This is a genomic window from Micromonospora xinjiangensis, from assembly GCF_056150165.1.
In genome coordinates this window covers 315,330-331,331 of the sequence record NZ_JAXCFO010000002.1, presented here as the reverse complement: position 1 = coordinate 331,331, position 16,002 = coordinate 315,330, and the positions used below count along the sequence as shown (strand labels likewise).

Sequence of the window (16,002 nt, the reverse complement as noted above, 5' to 3'; positions counted from 1 at the left end):
TTCCCGATCGCGCCATGGAAATGCGCGGCGACGGCGACGGGCGTGACGGACCTCATGGTGAGCGGGGACACGCCCGGGCTGAGTGGCGACGGCGTCGGGAGGGACAATGACCGGATGACCTCTGTCGCCGTCGTCACCGGAGCGTCCAGCGGGATCGGCGCGGCCACCGCCCGCCGGCTCGCCGCCGAGGGGTTCCACGTGCTCGCCGCGGCCCGGCGTACCGATCGGCTGGCCGAGCTGGTCACCGAGATCGAGGCCGCGGGCGGCCGGGCCACCACGGTGGCGTGCGACGTGACGTCGGACGAGTCGGTGGCGGCGCTGGCCGAGGCGGCGGCCGCGGCCCCCGGGCCGGTCACCCTGCTGGTGAACAACGCCGGCGGCGCCCGGGGGCTGGACCCGGTCGAGTCCGGGTCCGTCGGTGACTGGCAGTGGATGTACGACGTCAACGTGCTCGGCACGCTCCGCGTCACCCAGGCCCTGCTGCCGGCTCTGGAGGCGTCCGGGGCCGGGACCGTCGTCATCGTCTCCTCCACCGCCGGGTTCACGGTGTACGAGGGCGGCGGCGGCTACACGGCGGCCAAGCACGCGCAGACCGCGATCGCCGGCACCCTCCGGTTGGAGTTGTGCGGCCGGCCGATCCGGGTGATCGAGATCGATCCGGGCATGGTGAAGACCGACGAGTTCAGCCTCGTACGGTTCGACGGCGACGCGGACCGCGCGGCGGCCGTCTACGCCGGGGTGCCCGAGCCGCTGGTGGCCGAGGACGTGGCGGACTGCATCGCCTGGTGCGCCACCCGCCCGCACCACGTGAACGTGGACCGGCTGGTGGTCCGGCCGCTGGCCCAGGCGGCGCAGCACAAGGTGCACCGGGTCGGGCAGTAGACGCGGGGAGTGAGCCGGGTTTGCGAGGAGCCCCGCGGTCTCGGACGACGACGGTGTCCCGGCGGTCACGGGGATGACGGGCCCGGCGCGGCGCCGGCCGTACGGCGTGATCACCCGGGGCACGACGAACCCCAACCGGCTTCGTCGGGTCGACAACTGGATCGTGGCGACGTGCGGGCACCTGCTCCGCGACGCGGCCGACCCGCTGGTCGTCGACCTCGGCTACGGCGCGACCCCGGTCACGGCGGTGGAGCTGCGCGCCCGGCTGGCCTCCGGGGTGCGGCCCGACGTACGGCTGGTCGGTCTGGAGATCGATCCGGCCCGGGTGGCCGCCGCGGCGCCGGCCGCCGACCCACCGTGGCTCACCTTCGCGCGGGGCGGGTTCGAGCTGGCCGGTCTGCGTCCGGTGCTGGTGCGGGCGCTCAACGTGCTCCGTCAGTACGACGAGAGCGACGTCGCCGACGCGTGGCGCACGATGACCGGTGCCCTCGCCCCCGGCGGGGTGCTCGTCGAGGGCACCTGTGACGAGCTGGGCCGGCTCGGCGGCTGGTTGCTGGTCGACGCCGACGGGCCGCGCTCCCTGACGCTCGCCGCCCGCCTCGCCACGCTGGAGAGCCCGGCCGACCTGGCGGAACGGCTGCCCAAGGCGCTCATCCACCGCAACGTGCCCGGCGAGCGGGTGCACGAGCTGATCCGGGCGCTCGACGACGCCTGGCGGGCGGCGGCCGGGTACGCCCCGTTCGGCCCTCGGCAACGCTGGCTGCACGCCGTCCACGCGCTCAAGGACGCGGGCTGGCCCGTGCTCGACCGGCCCGCCCGCTGGCGCCTCGGCGAGCTGACGGTCCCCTGGTCGAGCGTGGCCCCCGCCTAGTCCCCCGCGATGCGCCGGGTCAGATGGCGCAGTTGATCAGGACGGGCTCGGGGTGGAGGGTCACGCCGAAGCGGGCGTGCACGCCGTCGCGGATCTCGCGTGCGAGGGCGACCAGGTCGGCTGTGCCGGCCCGTCCGCTGCGGTTGGTCAGCGCCAGGGTGTGCTTGCTGGAGATGGCGACCCCGCCCGGGCCCGGGTGACCCTTGCCGAAGCCGGCCTTGTCGATGAGCCAGGCGGCGCTCACCTTGACCGTGTCGCCCGGGCACGGCCAGGAGGGCGGCTCGCCCAGGTCCGCGGCGCGCTCACGGAGCAGGTCGTACGCCGCCCGGTCCAGCACGGGGTTGGTGAAGAAGGAACCGACCGAGCGGGTGTCCGGGTCGGCCGCGTCGAGCACCATGCCCTTGCCGGCCCGTAGCCGCAGCACCGCCGCCCGGGCGTCGGCCAGCGGCACCCGGTCCCCGACCTCGACGCCGAGCGCGCGGGCCAGTTCCGCGTAGCGCACCGGGCCGGAGAGCGGCGAGCGCGCGAGCCGGAAGTCGACGGAGAGCACGACCCACCGCTCGCTGTACTTGAAGATGCTGCTCCGGTAGGCGAACCCGCAGTCGGCGGCGACGAGCCGGTCGGTGGCGCCGGTGACGCGGTCGTACACCTCGACCTCGGTGATCGTCTCGGCGACCTCCTGGCCGTACGCCCCGACGTTCTGGATCGGGGTGGCGCCGGTGGAGCCGGGGACACCGGAGAGGCACTCGAGACCGGACCAGCCGTTGGCCACGGTGGCCGCGACCAGGTCGTCCCAGGGCTCGCCGGCCTCGACGCGTACGGTCACCGTCTCGGCGTCCTCGGCGACCGGGCGCAGCCCTCGCGAGCGGACCAGCACGACCGTGCCGGGGAAGCCGCCGTCCCCGATCACCACGTTGCTTCCACCCGCGAGGATCAGGACGGGCTCGTCCCGGGTGCCCGCGTCGCGTACCGCTCGTACGATTTCCTCGGCGCTGGTGCCCGGCACGATCCGACCGGCCGGCCCACCCATGCGCAGGGTGGTGAAGCCGGCCAGGGCGTTCATGTCCGTCGCGTCGACTCCGGTTGTCGGCTGGGCGTAGACGTCTGACACACCCTTCACCCTAGGCTGAGGGGTAGCCGCGGCACCCACTGGTGGCCCGGTCACCCCCGGGAGGATGGCGATGAGCAGGCTGCATGGCACGAAGGACTTCTGGATCGGTGGGCTCCGGGTGGAGGCCCCGGCGTTCGCCTCGGCGGTGGCCGAGGCACCGCCCGAGACGCCGGTGCTCTCCTGCCCCGGGTGGACCGTCGCCGACCTGACCCTTCACCTTGGCGGCTTCTACCACTGGGTCGCCTCGTTCGCCGGCTCCGGCCAGACGACCGCGCCGGCCGAGCGCCCCGAGCCGGGACAGCCGGCGCCGGGCGAGACGCCGTTGCAGTACTGGCAGCGGGGGCACGACCAGTTGGTCTCCGTCTTCGAGGGGCTCGACCCGGAGGCCCCGGCGTGGAACTGGGCCCCGCAGCCGAAGCGGGCCGGTTTCTGGCCGCGCCGGGCGGCGCACGAGACGGCGGTGCACCGGTGGGACGCCCAGCTCGCCATCGCGGCCGGTGAGCCGATCGAGGCGAAACTCGCGGCGGACGGGGTGAGCGAGGTGCTGGACACCTGGCTCCCGGCGGGGCGACGCCGCGCCCCCGGGCAGTGGCACGGCGTGGTGCAGCTCGCCGCGGTCGACGCGGCGCAGCAGTGGTACCTGCGGCTGCGCGGCGAGGGGGTGGCGCTGCTCGACACCGACACGATCCTCGACCATGACGACCACCACGCCCGGGTCCACGTCAGCGGCACCGCGAGCGACCTGCTGCTCGCCCTGTGGGGGCGGGTCAGCTTCGACACGCTGGACGTCACCGGTGACCGCACGCTCCTGGAGGGGCTGCGGGTGAGCTGACGCCCACCCGGCGCAGAGCCAGTGGCCGTCCCCTCGGGGCGGCCACTTTTTCGTGCCGGTCGACGCGGCGGCCGTGACGATTTCGCGAGAGAGCGCTCTCTTGACATGTGGCGCAGCGCACACCACCCTGTCTGAGAGCGCTCTCTCAGACCCGTACCGACCACCACCCACCCGACCTGAGAGGGGTCCGATACCGATGGGTGCCAATCCGCGCCGCCGCCTGGCGGTGGCCCTCGTGGCCGCCGCCGCGCTTCTCGCCACCGCCGCCTGCGGCGGTGGCGACGACGCCGCCGAGGACGGCCAGATCACGCTGACCGTGGACGTGTTCGGCCAGTTCGGCTACGAGCAGCTCTACCAGGAGTACATGGCCGCCAACCCCGGCGTGAAGATCGTCGAGCGGGGCACCGGGGGCAACCTCGACGAGTACTCGCCGAAGCTGACCCAGTGGCTCGCGGCCGGCAAGGGCGCCGGCGACGTCGTGGCCATCGAGGAGGGCCTCCTGGTCGAGTACAAGGCCAACCCCGGCAACTTCGTCAACCTGCTCGACCACGGCGCCGCCGACCTCAAGAGCAACTTCCTGGAGTGGAAGTGGAACGCCGGGCTCACCGCCGACGGCAAGCACCTCATCGGACTCGGCACCGACGTCGGCGGCATGGCGATGTGCTACCGCACGGACCTCTTCGCCAAGGCCGGACTGCCCACCGAGCGGGACGCGGTGTCGAGGCTCTGGCCCACCTGGCAGGACTACATCCGGGTCGGTGAGCAGTTCACCGCCAAGAAGACCGGGGCCGCCTTCCTCGACGCGGCCACCAACACCTTCAACACCATCCTGTTGCAGACCGCGGGCAACGCGCAGGGCTACAGCTACTACGACACCAGCGACAAACTCGTCGTCGACAGCAACCCGGCGGTCCGGCAGGCCTGGGACACCACGATGGACATCATCGACTCCGGCCTCTCCGGCAGGTACCAGGCCTGGTCCGAGGAGTGGGTCTCCGCCTTCAAGCAGTCGAAGTTCGCCACCATCGCCTGCCCCGCCTGGATGACGGGCGTCATCGAGGGCAACGCCGGGGCGGGCGCCAAGGGCAAGTGGGACATCGCGCAGGTGCCCGGCGACGGCGGCAACTGGGGCGGCTCCTACCTCGCGGTGCCCAAGCAGAGCAAGCACCAGGCCGAGGCGGTCAAGCTGGCGAAGTTCCTGACCAGCGCGCAGGGACAGATCGGCGCCTTCAAGGCCAAGGGACCCCTCCCCTCGTCGCCGCAGGCGCTCGACGATCCGGCCGTCGCCAACGCCACGAACGCGTACTTCTCGGACGCCCCGGTAGGAAAGATCTTCGCCGCCGGCGCGAAGAGCCTGAAGCCGGTCTACATGGGGCCGAAGAACCAGGCCGTCCGGACGGAGGTCGAGAACGCGGTCCGCACCGTGGAGCTGGGCCAGCGCAGCCCCGACCAGGGCTGGAACGACGCGGTGAGCAACGCGAAGAAGGCCGCCGACAAGTAGCCCGAGCCAGCGTGCGGGCGGGTTCCGCAGCCCGCGCCGGTGTCCGACCGGCGCGCGGTCCGACGGATCCCGCCCGCACGGCGGAAAGGAGTTCCCGGGCATGACGGTCCAGCTCGACGCCCGCCCGCCGGTCGCACCCACCCCCGGCACCCGACGCCGGTCACCGGGCGTACGGCTCAGCCGGCTCGACACCCGCTTCTCGCCGTACCTCTACATCGCCCCGTTCTTCGTGCTCTTCGGCGTCTTCGGGGCCTACCCGCTCGGCTACACGTTCTGGGTGTCGCTGCACGACTGGGACCTGCTCGGCAGCGACCACCCGTTCGTCGGGGCGGAGAACTACACCCGCCTCCTCGCCGACGGCGACTTCTGGCACGCGGTCGTCAACACCCTCGGCATCTTCGTCATCTCCACCGTTCCGCAGCTGCTCGCCGCGCTCTGGCTGGCGAACCTGCTCAACCGCGGACTGCGGTTCCGGACGGGCTGGCGGATGGCCGTACTGGTCCCGAACGTCACCTCGACGGCGGCGGTGGCCATCGTGTTCGGCGTGCTCTTCGGCCGCGACTTCGGCATGGTCAACTGGCTGCTCGACCTGGTCGGCCTCGACGGGGTCGACTGGAAGGCGAACCGGATCGCCTCCTGGGTGGCCATCTCCACGATGGTGGACTGGCGGTGGACCGGCTACAACGCGCTGATCTTCCTCGCCGCGATGCAGGCCATCCCCCGCGACCTCTACGAGTCGGCGGCGATCGACGGCGCCAACCGGGCTCGGCAGTTCTGGTCGATCACCGTGCCGCTGCTGAAGCCGACGATCATCTTCTGCGTCATCATCTCGACGATCGGCGGGCTCCAACTCTTCACCGAGCCCCGGCTCTTCCACTCCGGCACCAACCCCATCCGGGGCGGACCGCTGCGCGAGTCGCAGACGGTGACCATGTACATGTTCGAGAACGCCTTCGCGCCGCACTACAACTTCGGGTACGGCTCGGCGGTCGCCTGGCTGCTCTTCGCGCTGATCGCCCTCGTCGCGGCGGTCAACGTGCTGATCATCCGGCGGCTCGGCGGGCAGACCCCGGGCGGCCGGGCGGCGAAGGGAGAGCGGCGATGACCCGGCTCTGGCGGGCCAGCCCGCTCACCTACCTGGCACTGGTGCTCGCCACCGTCATGTCGATCTTCCCGATCTACTGGATGTTCGTGGTGGCCAGCCGGTCCAGCGACGCGATGGGCCAGCTACCACCGCCGATGACACCCGGCGGCAACCTGGGCGCCAACATCGCCCGGCTCTTCGACAACACGGACGCGTACTTCCTGACCGGTCTCATCAACTCCACGATCGTGGCGACCACCGTCACCGTCTCGGTGGTCTTCTTCTCCAGCCTGGCCGGGTTCGCCTTCGCGAAGCTCCGCTTCCGGGGCCGCAACGCGCTGCTGCTGGTCATCATCGCGACGATGATGGTGCCGACGCAGCTCGGCGTCATCCCGCTCTACCTGCTGATGACGAAGCTCAACTGGAACGACCGGCTGCCGGCGGTGATCGTCCCCGCGCTGGTGACCGGGTTCGGGGTGTTCATGATGCGGCAGTACGCCGGCCAGGCGGTCAGCGACGAGCTGATCGAGGCGGCCCGGGTCGACGGGTGCGGCACCGCGCGGATCTGGTGGAACGTCGTGGTTCCGGCGCTGCGCCCGGCCGCCGCCGTGCTCGGCCTGCTCACCTTCATGACCACGTGGAACGACTTCCTCTGGCCGTACGCTGTGCTGAACGACCCGGAGAACCCGACCGTGCAGCTGTCCCTGCGGGCGCTCTCGGACGGGTACTACCAGGACATGTCACAGGTGTTCACCGGCACGGCCCTGGCGACGGTGCCCCTGCTGCTGGTCTTCGTCCTGTTCGGCCGCCAGATCATCGGCGGGATCATGGAAGGTGCGGTCAAGGCGTGACGGAACTCCGATTTCCCGAGAACTTCCTCTGGGGCGCGGCCACCGCGGCGTACCAGATCGAGGGCGCGGCCCGCGAGGACGGGCGCGGCCCGTCCATCTGGGACACCTTCAGCCGCACGCCGGGGAAGGTGCACCAGGGTCACACCGGGGACGTCGCCTGCGACCACTACCACCGGTACGCCGAGGACGTGGCGCTCATGGCGGAGCTGGGGCTGCGGGCGTACCGCTTCTCGATCGCCTGGCCCCGGGTGCAGCCGGACGGCACCGGCCCGGTCAACCCCCGCGGGCTCGACTTCTACGACCGGCTCGTCGACGCGCTGCTGGCCGGGGGGATCGACCCGATCGTCACGCTCTACCACTGGGACCTGCCACAGACCCTCGGCGACCGGGGCGGCTGGACCAACCGGGACACGGCCGAGCACTTCGCCACCTACGCCGCCGCGGCGTACGCCCGCCTCGGCGACCGGGTCGACGTCTGGACCACCCTGAACGAGCCGTGGTGTTCGGCCTACCTCGGCTACGGCAGCGGCGTGCACGCACCGGGCGAGCAGGACGCGGGCGCCGCCTTCACCGCCGTGCACCACCTGCTGCTGGGGCACGGCCTGGCGACCCGAGCGCTACGGGCGGCCGGCGCGCGGACGGTCGGGATCACCCTCAACCCCGCGGACGTACGCCCGGCGGACGAGGCCAGCGCCGCCGACGCGGCGGCTGTGCGCCTGGTCGACGGCCTGCACAACCGGATCTTCCTGGACCCGCTGCTGGCCGGCGGCTACCCGGAGGACGTGCTGGAGCACCTCGGCCGGATCGTCGAGCCCACGTTCCTGCGCGACGGCGACGAGAAGCTCATCGCCGCCCCGATCGACCTGCTCGGCGTCAACTACTACCAGCCGACGTACGTCTCCGGCCGACCGGACGGCGCCGGAGGTGGGGGCGCCTACCCGGGCACCGACGGCGCGGTGGAGTTCCTGCCGCCGGTCGGTCCGCTCACGGACATGGGCTGGATGGTCGAGCCGGCCGGGCTGACCCGGCTGCTGGAGCGGATCGCCACGGACTATCCGGGCGTACCGCTGCTGATCACCGAGAACGGCGCGGCCTACCCCGACAAGCCCGGAGCGGAGTCGCCGGAGGGACCGGTGCAGGTCCTCGACACGGATCGGATCGCGTACCTGGAGGGGCACCTGCGCGCCGCGCACGAGGCGATCTCCCGGGGGGTGGATCTGCGCGGCTATCTCGTATGGTCGTTCCTGGACAACTTCGAGTGGGCGGAGGGCTACCGCAAGCGGTTCGGGATCGTGCACGTCGACTACCTGACCCAGCGCCGCACACCGAAGTCCAGCGCCCGGTGGTACCAGGAGGTGATCTCCCGGAACGGGCTGTGAGTCGAGCGGGGGGGATGGCGGCGATGACGACGGCAGGGCGGCCGACGCTCGAAGCGGTGGCCCGGCGCGCCGGGGTCTCCCGGGCCACCGTCTCGCGGGTGGTGAACGGCTCCACCACGGTCGCCGAACCGATCCGGGAGGCGGTCCACCGGGCGGTGGCCGAGCTGGGGTACGTGCCCAATCTCGCCGCCCGCAGCCTGGTCACCCAGCGGACCGACTCGATCGCGCTGGTGATGCCCGAGGCCGCCACCCGGGTCTTCTCCGACGACCAGTTCTTCCCCGGCATCATCCGGGGGGTCAGCCAGGAGCTGGAGGCGGCCGACAAGCAGCTGGTGCTCATGCTGGCCGGCTCGCCGGCCGGCCACGAGCGGGTCGCCCGCTACACCACCGGCCAGCACGTCGACGGGGTGCTCTTCGCGTCGCTACACGCCGACGACCCGCTGCCCGCCCGGCTCGCGGGGCTCGGCATCCCGGTCGTGTGCAGCGGCCGGCCCCTCGACGACGCCGCGCTGCCGTACGTTGACGTCGACCACGTCGGCGGCGTGAGCCGGGCGGTCCAGCACCTCATCGACAGCGGGCGGCGGCGGATCGCCACGATCGCCGGGCCCCAGGACATGGTGGCGGGCATCGAGCGGCTGGCCGGCTACCGGGAGACGGTCGCGGCCGCCGGGCTGCCCGTGCAGGTCGCGACCGGGGACTTCACGCGGGAGTCCGGCGCCGCCGCCATGCGCCACCTGCTGGCCGAGCACCCCGACCTGGACGCGGTCTTCGCCGCCTCCGACCTGATGGCACAGGCCGCGCTGCGTACGCTGCGGGAGGCCGGCCGCCGGGTGCCCGACGACGTCGCGGTGATCGGCTTCGACGACACGGAGACGGCCGCGTACACCGAGCCGCCGCTCACCACCGTCCGGCAGCCCATTCAGGAGATCGGCCGGCAGATGACGCGGCAGCTGCTGCGGCTCGCGGCCGGGGAGACCATCGAACCCGCGCTGGTGCTCCCCACCGAGCTGATCCTGCGCGAATCGGCGTAGCGCCGCCCCCCGCCGCGTCCGCCGTCCCGGGGCGAGCGCCTGCGATATTCGGTCGAGGCGACGTCGGAACGGCGGTACCGTCCCGCGCGTGACCGCAGCCCTGCGCCTCATCCCCGTGCCCGCGCTCTCCGACGTGGCCGAGTACGCCTACGCCGCCACCGTCGAACCCGAGACCCGGCTGGTCTTCACGGCCGGCGCCTGCCCGCTCGACGACGAGGGGCGGACCGTCGCGCCGGGCGACCACACCGCGCAGGCACGCCAGGTGATGGCCAATCTGAAGGTGGCGCTCGCGGCGGCCGGCGCCGGCCTCGCCGACGTGGTCAAGACGACCGTCTACGTCGCCTCCACGGAGCAGGCGGATCTGGTCGCGGTCTGGGAGGTGGTCCGGGACGCGTTCGGCGACCACGAGCCGCCGAGCACCCTGCTCGGGGTGGCCGTGCTCGGCTACTCGGACCAGCTCGTCGAGGTCGAGGCGGTCGCGGCGGTGCGCGCCGGTGCCTGAGGTACGGATCCGCACCGCCCGGCCCGACGACGCCCCGGCCGTGGTCGCGCTGCGCGCACTCGTCTACCCGTACCTCGTGCGCGGGGTGGAGTCCACCCGGACGATGATCGCCGAGCCACCGCCCGGCGAGGAGTGGACGGCGTTCGTGGCCGAGGCCGGCGACCATCTGGTGGGTTGGGTGTCGGCGTACCGGAACGTGCGGACGTCCGAGCCCGACTTCGGCGAGGTCTCGCTGCTGCACACGCATCCCGGGCACCGTGGCCGAGGCACCGGCACGGCCCTGCTGGAGGCGGCGCTCGGCCACCTCCGCCCGCTCGGCGCGCGCCGCGTCCGCACCTGGGCGCTGGAGGAGTCCCTGCCGTTCGCCCGCCGGCACGGTTTCACGCCCAGCCGCGAGGTGCGCTACTCGGCACTCGACCTGCGTCCGGCCCCGCCGGCACCGGTGACGCCGCCCGGCGTACGGCTGCTGCCGCTGACCGAACTGGATCCGCGGCGCATGTACCGGGCGGAGATCACCGCGGCGGCCGACGAGCCGGGTGACGTGCCCTCCGACGCGGTCAGCTACGAGGTCTGGCGTCACGACGTCTGGGAGAACCTGGGCCTGGACCGGGCCGCCAGCACGGCGGCGGAGGTGGACGGCGAGGTGGTGGCGTTCAGCATCGTCAAGCGCGACGGCGACCGCATGTGGTCGGACATGACGGCCACGCTCCCCGAGCACCGGGGGCGGGGGCTCGCCCGGCTGGTCAAGACGGTCGCGCTGCGCCGGGCGGCCGAGAACGGCGTGCGGATGGCGTACACCTCGAACGACGAGGCGAACGCGCCGATGCTCGCCGTCAACACCCGGCTCGGCTACCGGCCGGTGGCCGCCCAGTGGTCGTGCCTGCGCGACCTGGACTGAGCCGGCGTCAGCCCGCCCGGGTGACCCGCTCGGCGGCCGCGTACGTGTCGGCTCCGAACAGCACCAGCCGCGCCTCGGTGATCCGTGCCGGCCCGGCCGCGCGCAGCACGGTCAGCGCCTGCCGTACGGCGTCCGCCAGCGGCCAGCCGTAGACGCCGGCCGAGATCAGCGGGAAGGCGACCGTCGCGGCGCCCAGCTCGTCGGCCACCCGGAGGCTGTTGGCGTAGCAGTCGCGCAGCAGCGGGGAGCGGTCGTCGCTCGCCGACCAGACCGGCCCGACGGTGTGGATCACCCAGCGGGTCGGTAGCCGGCCGGCGGTCGTCGCGACGGCCTGGCCGGTGGGCAGGCCGTCGGCGTAGCGGGAGGCGCGCAGGGCGCGGCACTCCGCCAGGATCTCCGGTCCGCCCCGGCGGTGGATGGCGCCGTCCACCCCACCGCCGCCGAGCAGGGACGAGTTTGCGGCGTTGACGATCGCGTCCACCCGCTGGGCGGTGATGTCCCCCTCGACCAGGACGATCTCCATGTCAGTGCTCCTCGATGGGCTGGCCGAGCGCGCGGCGGGCCAGCAGGGTGGCGCCGGCCACGGCGGCCGGCATGACGAGCACCGCGCCCAGCGGGATGAGGAAGCAGAGGAACACCGCCACGCCGAAGCCGAGCGCGGTGGGCCGGTCCGCCTTCAGCAGCGCCCGCCGCTCCGGCAGGCGCATCCCGCGCCGGTAGAAGGGCGCGCCGACCAGCTCGACGGCGAGGAACCAGCCACCCACCGCAGCCCCGACGACCGGCACCACGGTCTGGCCGACCAGCGGGATGAAGCCGGCGAGGAAGAGCGGGATGCCGACCAGCGCGGAGAGCGCCACCAGGCGTACGGAGTCGGCGAGGCTGCGGCGCAGCGACGCCCAGAACGGCACGTCCACGGTGCCCGCGGCGCCGCCGAGCCGCTCCTCGACCCGCTCGGAGATCGCCTCGTAGAACGGGTCGCCGATGACCAGGGTGACCGCGGTGAACGTGACCACGCCGAGCAGACCGCCGAGCCCCAGGATCGCGAGCCCGGCGACCACCCGGAGCAGGTTGCGCCAGGCCGTCGACCAGTCGTCGGCGAACGGGGTGACCAGTGACGCCAGGTCGTCGACGAACCACACCAGGACGGCGAACGCCGCGAGGTAGAGCGCGCCGGAGATCAGGGCCGGCACGACGCCGAGCAGCATCAGCTTCGGGCTGCGGACGTAGAGCCCGATGCCCCGCAGCAGCAGCCCCGCGCCGGAGAGGAAACGGCTGGCGGCCCCGGTCACGGGGCGGGCGATGCCGGTCACGTCCACGAGGCGAAGCCTAACGGCTGCCCGCACATCAACCGGTTGACGGATCGGGGAGGTCAACCGGGGTCCGCCGACGTGATCGCCACGCGGTCGATCCGTCGCCGAGGCGCCGCCGCCACGCTGGACGGGTACCAACTCCACGGCGAAGGGTGGCGTGATGCCGGTCATCGAGGTGACCAACCTGCACAAGCGGTACGGCGATCTGGTGGCCGTCGACGACGTGTCGTTCGCGGTGGAGGCCGGCGAGATCTTCGGGATCCTCGGGCCGAACGGCGCGGGCAAGACCACCACCGTGGAGTGCGTCGCCGGGCTCCGGATCCCGGACGGGGGCGGGGTGTCGGTCCTCGGGCTCGACCCCCGCCGGGACGGAGCCCGGCTGCGCCAGCGGGTCGGCGTGCAACTCCAGGAGAGCCAGCTGCCCGACCGGTTGCGCGTGGCCGAGGCGCTGGAGCTGTACGCCTCGTTCTACCGCGATCCGGCCGATCCGGTGGCCATCATGGAGAAGCTGGGGCTGGGTGACAAGCGGAACACCGCGTACAAGAAGCTCTCCGGCGGCCAGAAGCAGCGGCTCTCCATCGCGCTCGCGCTGGTCGGCAACCCGAGGATCGCCATCCTCGACGAGTTGACCACGGGGCTGGACCCGCAGGCCCGGCGGGACACCTGGGCGCTCATCGAGCAGGTGCGGGACAGCGGGGTGACGATCGTGCTGGTCACCCACTTCATGGAGGAGGCGGAACGGCTCTGCGACCGGGTCGCCGTGATCGACCGGGGACGGGTCGTCGCGCTCGACAGCCCGGCCGGCCTGGTGTCTGCCGTGGCACCCGAGCAGCGGATCCGGTTCCGGCCGTCCGCCCCGGTGGACGACCGGCTCTTCACCGACCTGCCCGAGGTCACCGCCGTGCACCGCAGCGGTGGCCAGGTGGTGGTGACCGGCACCGGTGACGTGCTGCACGCGGTCACCTCGGTGCTCGCCCGCAATCAGATCATCGCCGCCGAGCTGCGGCTGGAGCAGTCCACCCTCGACGACGCCTTCGTCGAGCTGACCGGGCACCGGCCCGCCGAGTGAGGGAGCAGGACATGCGCGCCTTCGGGCAGATCCTCAAGATTGAGACGAGACTCTACCTGCGTGATTTCGCCGCGCCACTCGTCACCGTCGTGCTGCCACTCGCGCTGCTGGCGGTGTTCGGGCTGATCCCGGCCGGACGCCAACCGGAGGCGCAGTTCGGTGACCTGTCGTTCATCCAGTACTTCGCCCCCTCGCTACTGGTGATCACACTCGCCATGACGGGGGTGAACATCCTGCCCACGGTGCTGGCCACCTACCGGGAGCGCGGGGTGCTGCGCCGGCTGGCCACCACCCCGGCCAACCCGGCCGCGCTGCTGGCCGCCCAGCTGGTCATCGCACTCGCCACCATCCTCGTCAGTGCCGTGCTGCTCGTCGCGGTCGGGTGGCTGGCGTTCGACGTGCCACTGCCCCGACACCCGCTGGGCTTCGCGCTGGCCCTCGTCCTCGGCACCGCGGCCCTGCTGGCGCTGGGGCTGCTGGTGGCGGCGGTGGCCCGTACGGCCAAGGCCGCGCAGGCACTGGCCGTGCCGCTGTTCCTGGTGGTCATGTTCTTCGGCGGGGTGTACGTGCCCCGGTTCCTGCTGCCGGAGTTCCTGGTGCGGATCGGCGACTACACGCCGCCCGGCGTGCAGGCGCTGCTCGACGCCTGGACCACCGATGCCCCGCAACCGCTGCACCTGGCGATAATGGCGGCAGTCGCCCTGCTCGCGGGTACGGCGGCGGCGAAGCTGTTCCGCTGGGAATGAGCGGGGGTCCGATGGCCAGCACCGCCGAACAGGTCGACCGGCTGTCGGCCTGGGAGACCCGGGAGGCGCACCTGCACCGGGTGCTCCCGTACGTGGGGCTGGGCGTCGGGGCGCTGCTGACCACGGCGGCGCCGGCTCCGCTGGGTCTCCCCCTGGCCCCGCACCTGCTCGTCGCCGCTGCCGCGGCGTGCTGGATCGCCTGGTTCGTCAACCTCCACCCGGGTTGGGTGACCCGGCGCACGCTGATGGTCGTCTACTACGTCGGGCTGCTCGTGCTCAGCGCCGTGCTGGTGCTGATCAGCCCCTGGTACGGCTTCTTCAGCTGGGCCGGCTTCCTGCACTCGCTGCTGCTGCCCGGCAACTGGCGGTTCGCCGGGGTGGCCGTGTCGGCCGTCCTGGCGGCCACCGCGCAGGGCGGCGGCCTGCCGGTCTCCCGGTCGCACTGGCTGCTCTGGGGCGTGCTGGTGCTGTTCAACCTGGGCGCCGCCGGTGGGATGATCTGGTTCAGCACCATCGCCGAGCGGCAGCACGCCAACCGCAAGCGGCTGGTCGAGGAGCTGGCCGAGGCGAACCGCCGGCTGGCCGAGACGATGCGGGAGAACGAGGGTCTGCACGCCCAACTGCTCACCCAGGCGCGGGAGGCCGGGGTGATCGACGAGCGGCAGCGGATGGCCCGGGAGATCCACGACACCCTCGCGCAGGGCCTCACCGGCATCATCACCCAGTTGGAGGCGGCCGGGCAGGCCCGCGACCGGCGGGCCGACTGGCAGCGGCACGTGGACACCGCGATCGCCCTGGCCCGCGAGAGCCTCACCGAGGCGCGCCGGTCGGTGCGGGCCGTCCGCCCCGAGGCGCTGGAGTCCGCCCGGCTGCCCGACGCGCTCGCCGAGCTGACCGGGCGGTGGTCGACGATCACCGAGGTGCGCGTGGAGGTGCGCGTGACCGGAGACGCCCGACCGCTGCACCCGGAGGTCGAGGTGACCCTGCTCCGGGCCGCCCAGGAGGCGCTGGCCAACGTGGGCCGGCACGCCAAGGCGTCCCGGGTCGGGCTGACCCTGTCGTACATGGGTGACGTGGTCACGCTCGACGTACGCGACGACGGAGTGGGCTTCGACGTCGCCGACCGACCGACGCGCGGCGCGGAGGGCGGCTACGGGCTGACCGCCATGCGGCAGCGCGTCGCCCGGGTCGGTGGCGACCTGGCCGTCGAGAGTGAGCCGGGCGGCGGCACCGCCGTCTCGGCGTCCGTACCCGCGCTTCCCGGAGGTGCCGGTTGACCCCGCCCGTACGGCTGCTCATCGTCGACGACCACCCGGTGGTGCGGGACGGGTTGCGGGGCATGTTCACCGGCGATCCGGGCTTCGAGGTGGTCGGCGAGGCCGGCGACGGCGCGGAGGCGCTCGCCCTGGCGGCCCACCTGCGACCGGACGTGGTGCTGATGGACCTGCGGATGCCCGGCATGGACGGGGTGACCGCCATCGGCCGGCTGGCCCGCGCCGGCAGCAGCGCGAAGGTGCTGGTGCTCACCACGTACGACACGGACGCGGACGTGCTGCCGGCCGTCGAGGCGGGCGCCACCGGTTACCTGCTCAAGGACGCGCCGCGGGAGGAGCTGGTCCGGGCGGTGCGGGCCGCCGCGCGGGGCGAGTCGGTGCTCTCCCCCAGTGTGGCCGGGCGGCTCATGGGACGGTTGCGGGCGCCCGTCGAGGAGCCGCTGAGCCAGCGCGAGCTGGAGGTGCTCACCCTGGTGGCCCGCGGTTCGTCCAACCGGGAGACGGCGGCCCGACTGTTCATCAGCGAGGCGACCGTCAAGACCCACCTGCTGCACGTCTACGCGAAGCTCGGGGTCAACGACCGGGCCGCGGCCGTGGCCGCCGCGTACGACCGGGGTCTGCTCACCCCCGGTGGTCGGTGACCGGGGTCGGGGCAGGATGG

Annotated in this window: 17 protein-coding genes; 14 read left to right on the top strand and 3 right to left on the bottom strand. The window is 73.0% G+C overall.

The window, feature by feature from the left end; translation table 11 throughout:
* Positions 1–114: 114 nt before the first annotated feature.
* Both SM573_RS08355 and SM573_RS08350 read left to right on the top strand, forming a co-directional pair.
* Positions 115–882, top strand: a complete 768-nt coding sequence (locus tag SM573_RS08355) for an SDR family NAD(P)-dependent oxidoreductase (protein WP_474611203.1) — start codon at positions 115–117, stop codon at positions 880–882.
* Between the two features lie 73 nt (positions 883–955).
* Positions 956–1,753: a class I SAM-dependent methyltransferase gene (locus SM573_RS08350; protein ID WP_474611204.1), complete on the top strand. Its 798-nt coding sequence runs from the start codon at positions 956–958 to the stop codon at positions 1,751–1,753.
* 19 nt (positions 1,754–1,772) lie between these two features.
* On the opposite strand, the gene SM573_RS08345 is transcribed toward SM573_RS08350, so the two are convergent.
* Positions 1,773–2,864, bottom strand: coding sequence for a UDP-N-acetylmuramate dehydrogenase (locus SM573_RS08345; protein WP_474615856.1), 1,092 nt, complete (start codon positions 2,862–2,864; stop codon positions 1,773–1,775).
* Between the two features lie 70 nt (positions 2,865–2,934).
* Here SM573_RS08345 and SM573_RS08340 point away from each other — a divergent pair, with 70 nt between their 5' ends.
* The 8 genes from SM573_RS08340 (at position 2,935) to SM573_RS08305 (ending at position 10,942) form a co-directional block, all read left to right on the top strand.
* A complete protein-coding gene (locus tag SM573_RS08340; RefSeq protein WP_474611206.1) occupies positions 2,935–3,696 on the top strand; it encodes a maleylpyruvate isomerase family mycothiol-dependent enzyme in 762 nt (253 codons plus the stop codon).
* Between the two features lie 196 nt (positions 3,697–3,892).
* On the top strand, positions 3,893–5,197 hold the full coding sequence (locus tag SM573_RS08335; RefSeq protein ID WP_474615855.1) for an ABC transporter substrate-binding protein: 1,305 nt from the start codon (positions 3,893–3,895) through the stop codon (positions 5,195–5,197).
* Between the two features lie 100 nt (positions 5,198–5,297).
* Positions 5,298–6,302, top strand: a complete 1,005-nt coding sequence (locus tag SM573_RS08330; protein ID WP_474611208.1) for a carbohydrate ABC transporter permease — start codon at positions 5,298–5,300, stop codon at positions 6,300–6,302.
* The gene (locus SM573_RS08325) at positions 6,299–7,132 is read left to right on the top strand and encodes a carbohydrate ABC transporter permease (protein ID WP_474611209.1); all 834 of its coding nucleotides are present in this window, start codon (positions 6,299–6,301) and stop codon (positions 7,130–7,132) included. Before SM573_RS08330 ends, SM573_RS08325 begins: the two co-directional genes overlap by 4 nt.
* Entirely contained in the window at positions 7,129–8,511 is a 1,383-nt protein-coding gene (locus SM573_RS08320; protein WP_474615854.1) for a GH1 family beta-glucosidase, read from the top strand. The genes SM573_RS08325 and SM573_RS08320 overlap by 4 nt, the downstream gene beginning before the upstream one ends.
* 23 nt (positions 8,512–8,534) lie before the next feature.
* Positions 8,535–9,542, top strand: coding sequence for a LacI family DNA-binding transcriptional regulator (locus SM573_RS08315; protein ID WP_474611211.1), 1,008 nt, complete (start codon positions 8,535–8,537; stop codon positions 9,540–9,542).
* 100 nt (positions 9,543–9,642) lie between these two features.
* Positions 9,643–10,044, top strand: coding sequence for a RidA family protein (locus SM573_RS08310; protein WP_474611496.1), 402 nt, complete (start codon positions 9,643–9,645; stop codon positions 10,042–10,044).
* Positions 10,037–10,942: a GNAT family N-acetyltransferase gene (locus SM573_RS08305; protein WP_474615853.1), complete on the top strand. Its 906-nt coding sequence runs from the start codon at positions 10,037–10,039 to the stop codon at positions 10,940–10,942. Before SM573_RS08310 ends, SM573_RS08305 begins: the two co-directional genes overlap by 8 nt.
* Positions 10,943–10,949: 7 nt before the next feature.
* Here SM573_RS08305 and SM573_RS08300 read toward each other — a convergent pair whose 3' ends face one another.
* The gene (locus tag SM573_RS08300) at positions 10,950–11,465 is read right to left on the bottom strand and encodes an O-acetyl-ADP-ribose deacetylase (RefSeq protein ID WP_474615852.1); all 516 of its coding nucleotides are present in this window, start codon (positions 11,463–11,465) and stop codon (positions 10,950–10,952) included.
* Between the two features lies 1 nt (position 11,466).
* Entirely contained in the window at positions 11,467–12,258 is a 792-nt protein-coding gene (locus tag SM573_RS08295; RefSeq protein ID WP_474615851.1) for an EI24 domain-containing protein, read from the bottom strand.
* Positions 12,259–12,412: 154 nt separating this feature from the next.
* On the opposite strand from SM573_RS08295, the gene SM573_RS08290 reads away from it, so the two are divergent.
* The 4 genes from SM573_RS08290 to SM573_RS08275 are packed head-to-tail and all read left to right on the top strand — an operon-like array spanning position 12,413 to position 15,982.
* Positions 12,413–13,321 (top strand): ABC transporter ATP-binding protein, encoded by a 909-nt coding sequence (locus tag SM573_RS08290; protein WP_474615850.1) that lies wholly within the window; start codon positions 12,413–12,415, stop codon positions 13,319–13,321.
* Positions 13,322–13,332: 11 nt separating this feature from the next.
* Positions 13,333–14,067, top strand: coding sequence for an ABC transporter permease (locus tag SM573_RS08285; RefSeq protein WP_474611216.1), 735 nt, complete (start codon positions 13,333–13,335; stop codon positions 14,065–14,067).
* Between the two features lie 11 nt (positions 14,068–14,078).
* Positions 14,079–15,344 carry a sensor histidine kinase gene (locus tag SM573_RS08280; RefSeq protein WP_474615849.1) on the top strand — a complete coding sequence of 422 codons (1,266 nt, stop codon included), beginning with the start codon at positions 14,079–14,081 and terminating at the stop codon, positions 15,342–15,344.
* A complete protein-coding gene (locus tag SM573_RS08275) occupies positions 15,341–15,982 on the top strand; it encodes a response regulator (RefSeq protein WP_474615848.1) in 642 nt (213 codons plus the stop codon). Before SM573_RS08280 ends, SM573_RS08275 begins: the two co-directional genes overlap by 4 nt.
* Positions 15,983–16,002: the final 20 nt, after the last annotated feature.

Coding starts and splice junctions, on each gene's coding strand:
- SM573_RS08355 (WP_474611203.1), top strand. CDS start 115: ATGACCTCTGTCGCCGTCGTCACCGGAGCGTCCAGCGGGATCGGCGCG.
- SM573_RS08350 (WP_474611204.1), top strand. CDS start 956: ATGACGGGCCCGGCGCGGCGCCGGCCGTACGGCGTGATCACCCGGGGC.
- SM573_RS08340 (WP_474611206.1), top strand. CDS start 2,935: ATGAGCAGGCTGCATGGCACGAAGGACTTCTGGATCGGTGGGCTCCGG.
- SM573_RS08335 (WP_474615855.1), top strand. CDS start 3,893: ATGGGTGCCAATCCGCGCCGCCGCCTGGCGGTGGCCCTCGTGGCCGCC.
- SM573_RS08330 (WP_474611208.1), top strand. CDS start 5,298: ATGACGGTCCAGCTCGACGCCCGCCCGCCGGTCGCACCCACCCCCGGC.
- SM573_RS08325 (WP_474611209.1), top strand. CDS start 6,299: ATGACCCGGCTCTGGCGGGCCAGCCCGCTCACCTACCTGGCACTGGTG.
- SM573_RS08315 (WP_474611211.1), top strand. CDS start 8,535: ATGACGACGGCAGGGCGGCCGACGCTCGAAGCGGTGGCCCGGCGCGCC.
- SM573_RS08300 (WP_474615852.1), bottom strand. CDS start 11,465: ATGGAGATCGTCCTGGTCGAGGGGGACATCACCGCCCAGCGGGTGGAC.
- SM573_RS08290 (WP_474615850.1), top strand. CDS start 12,413: ATGCCGGTCATCGAGGTGACCAACCTGCACAAGCGGTACGGCGATCTG.
- SM573_RS08285 (WP_474611216.1), top strand. CDS start 13,333: ATGCGCGCCTTCGGGCAGATCCTCAAGATTGAGACGAGACTCTACCTG.
- SM573_RS08280 (WP_474615849.1), top strand. CDS start 14,079: ATGGCCAGCACCGCCGAACAGGTCGACCGGCTGTCGGCCTGGGAGACC.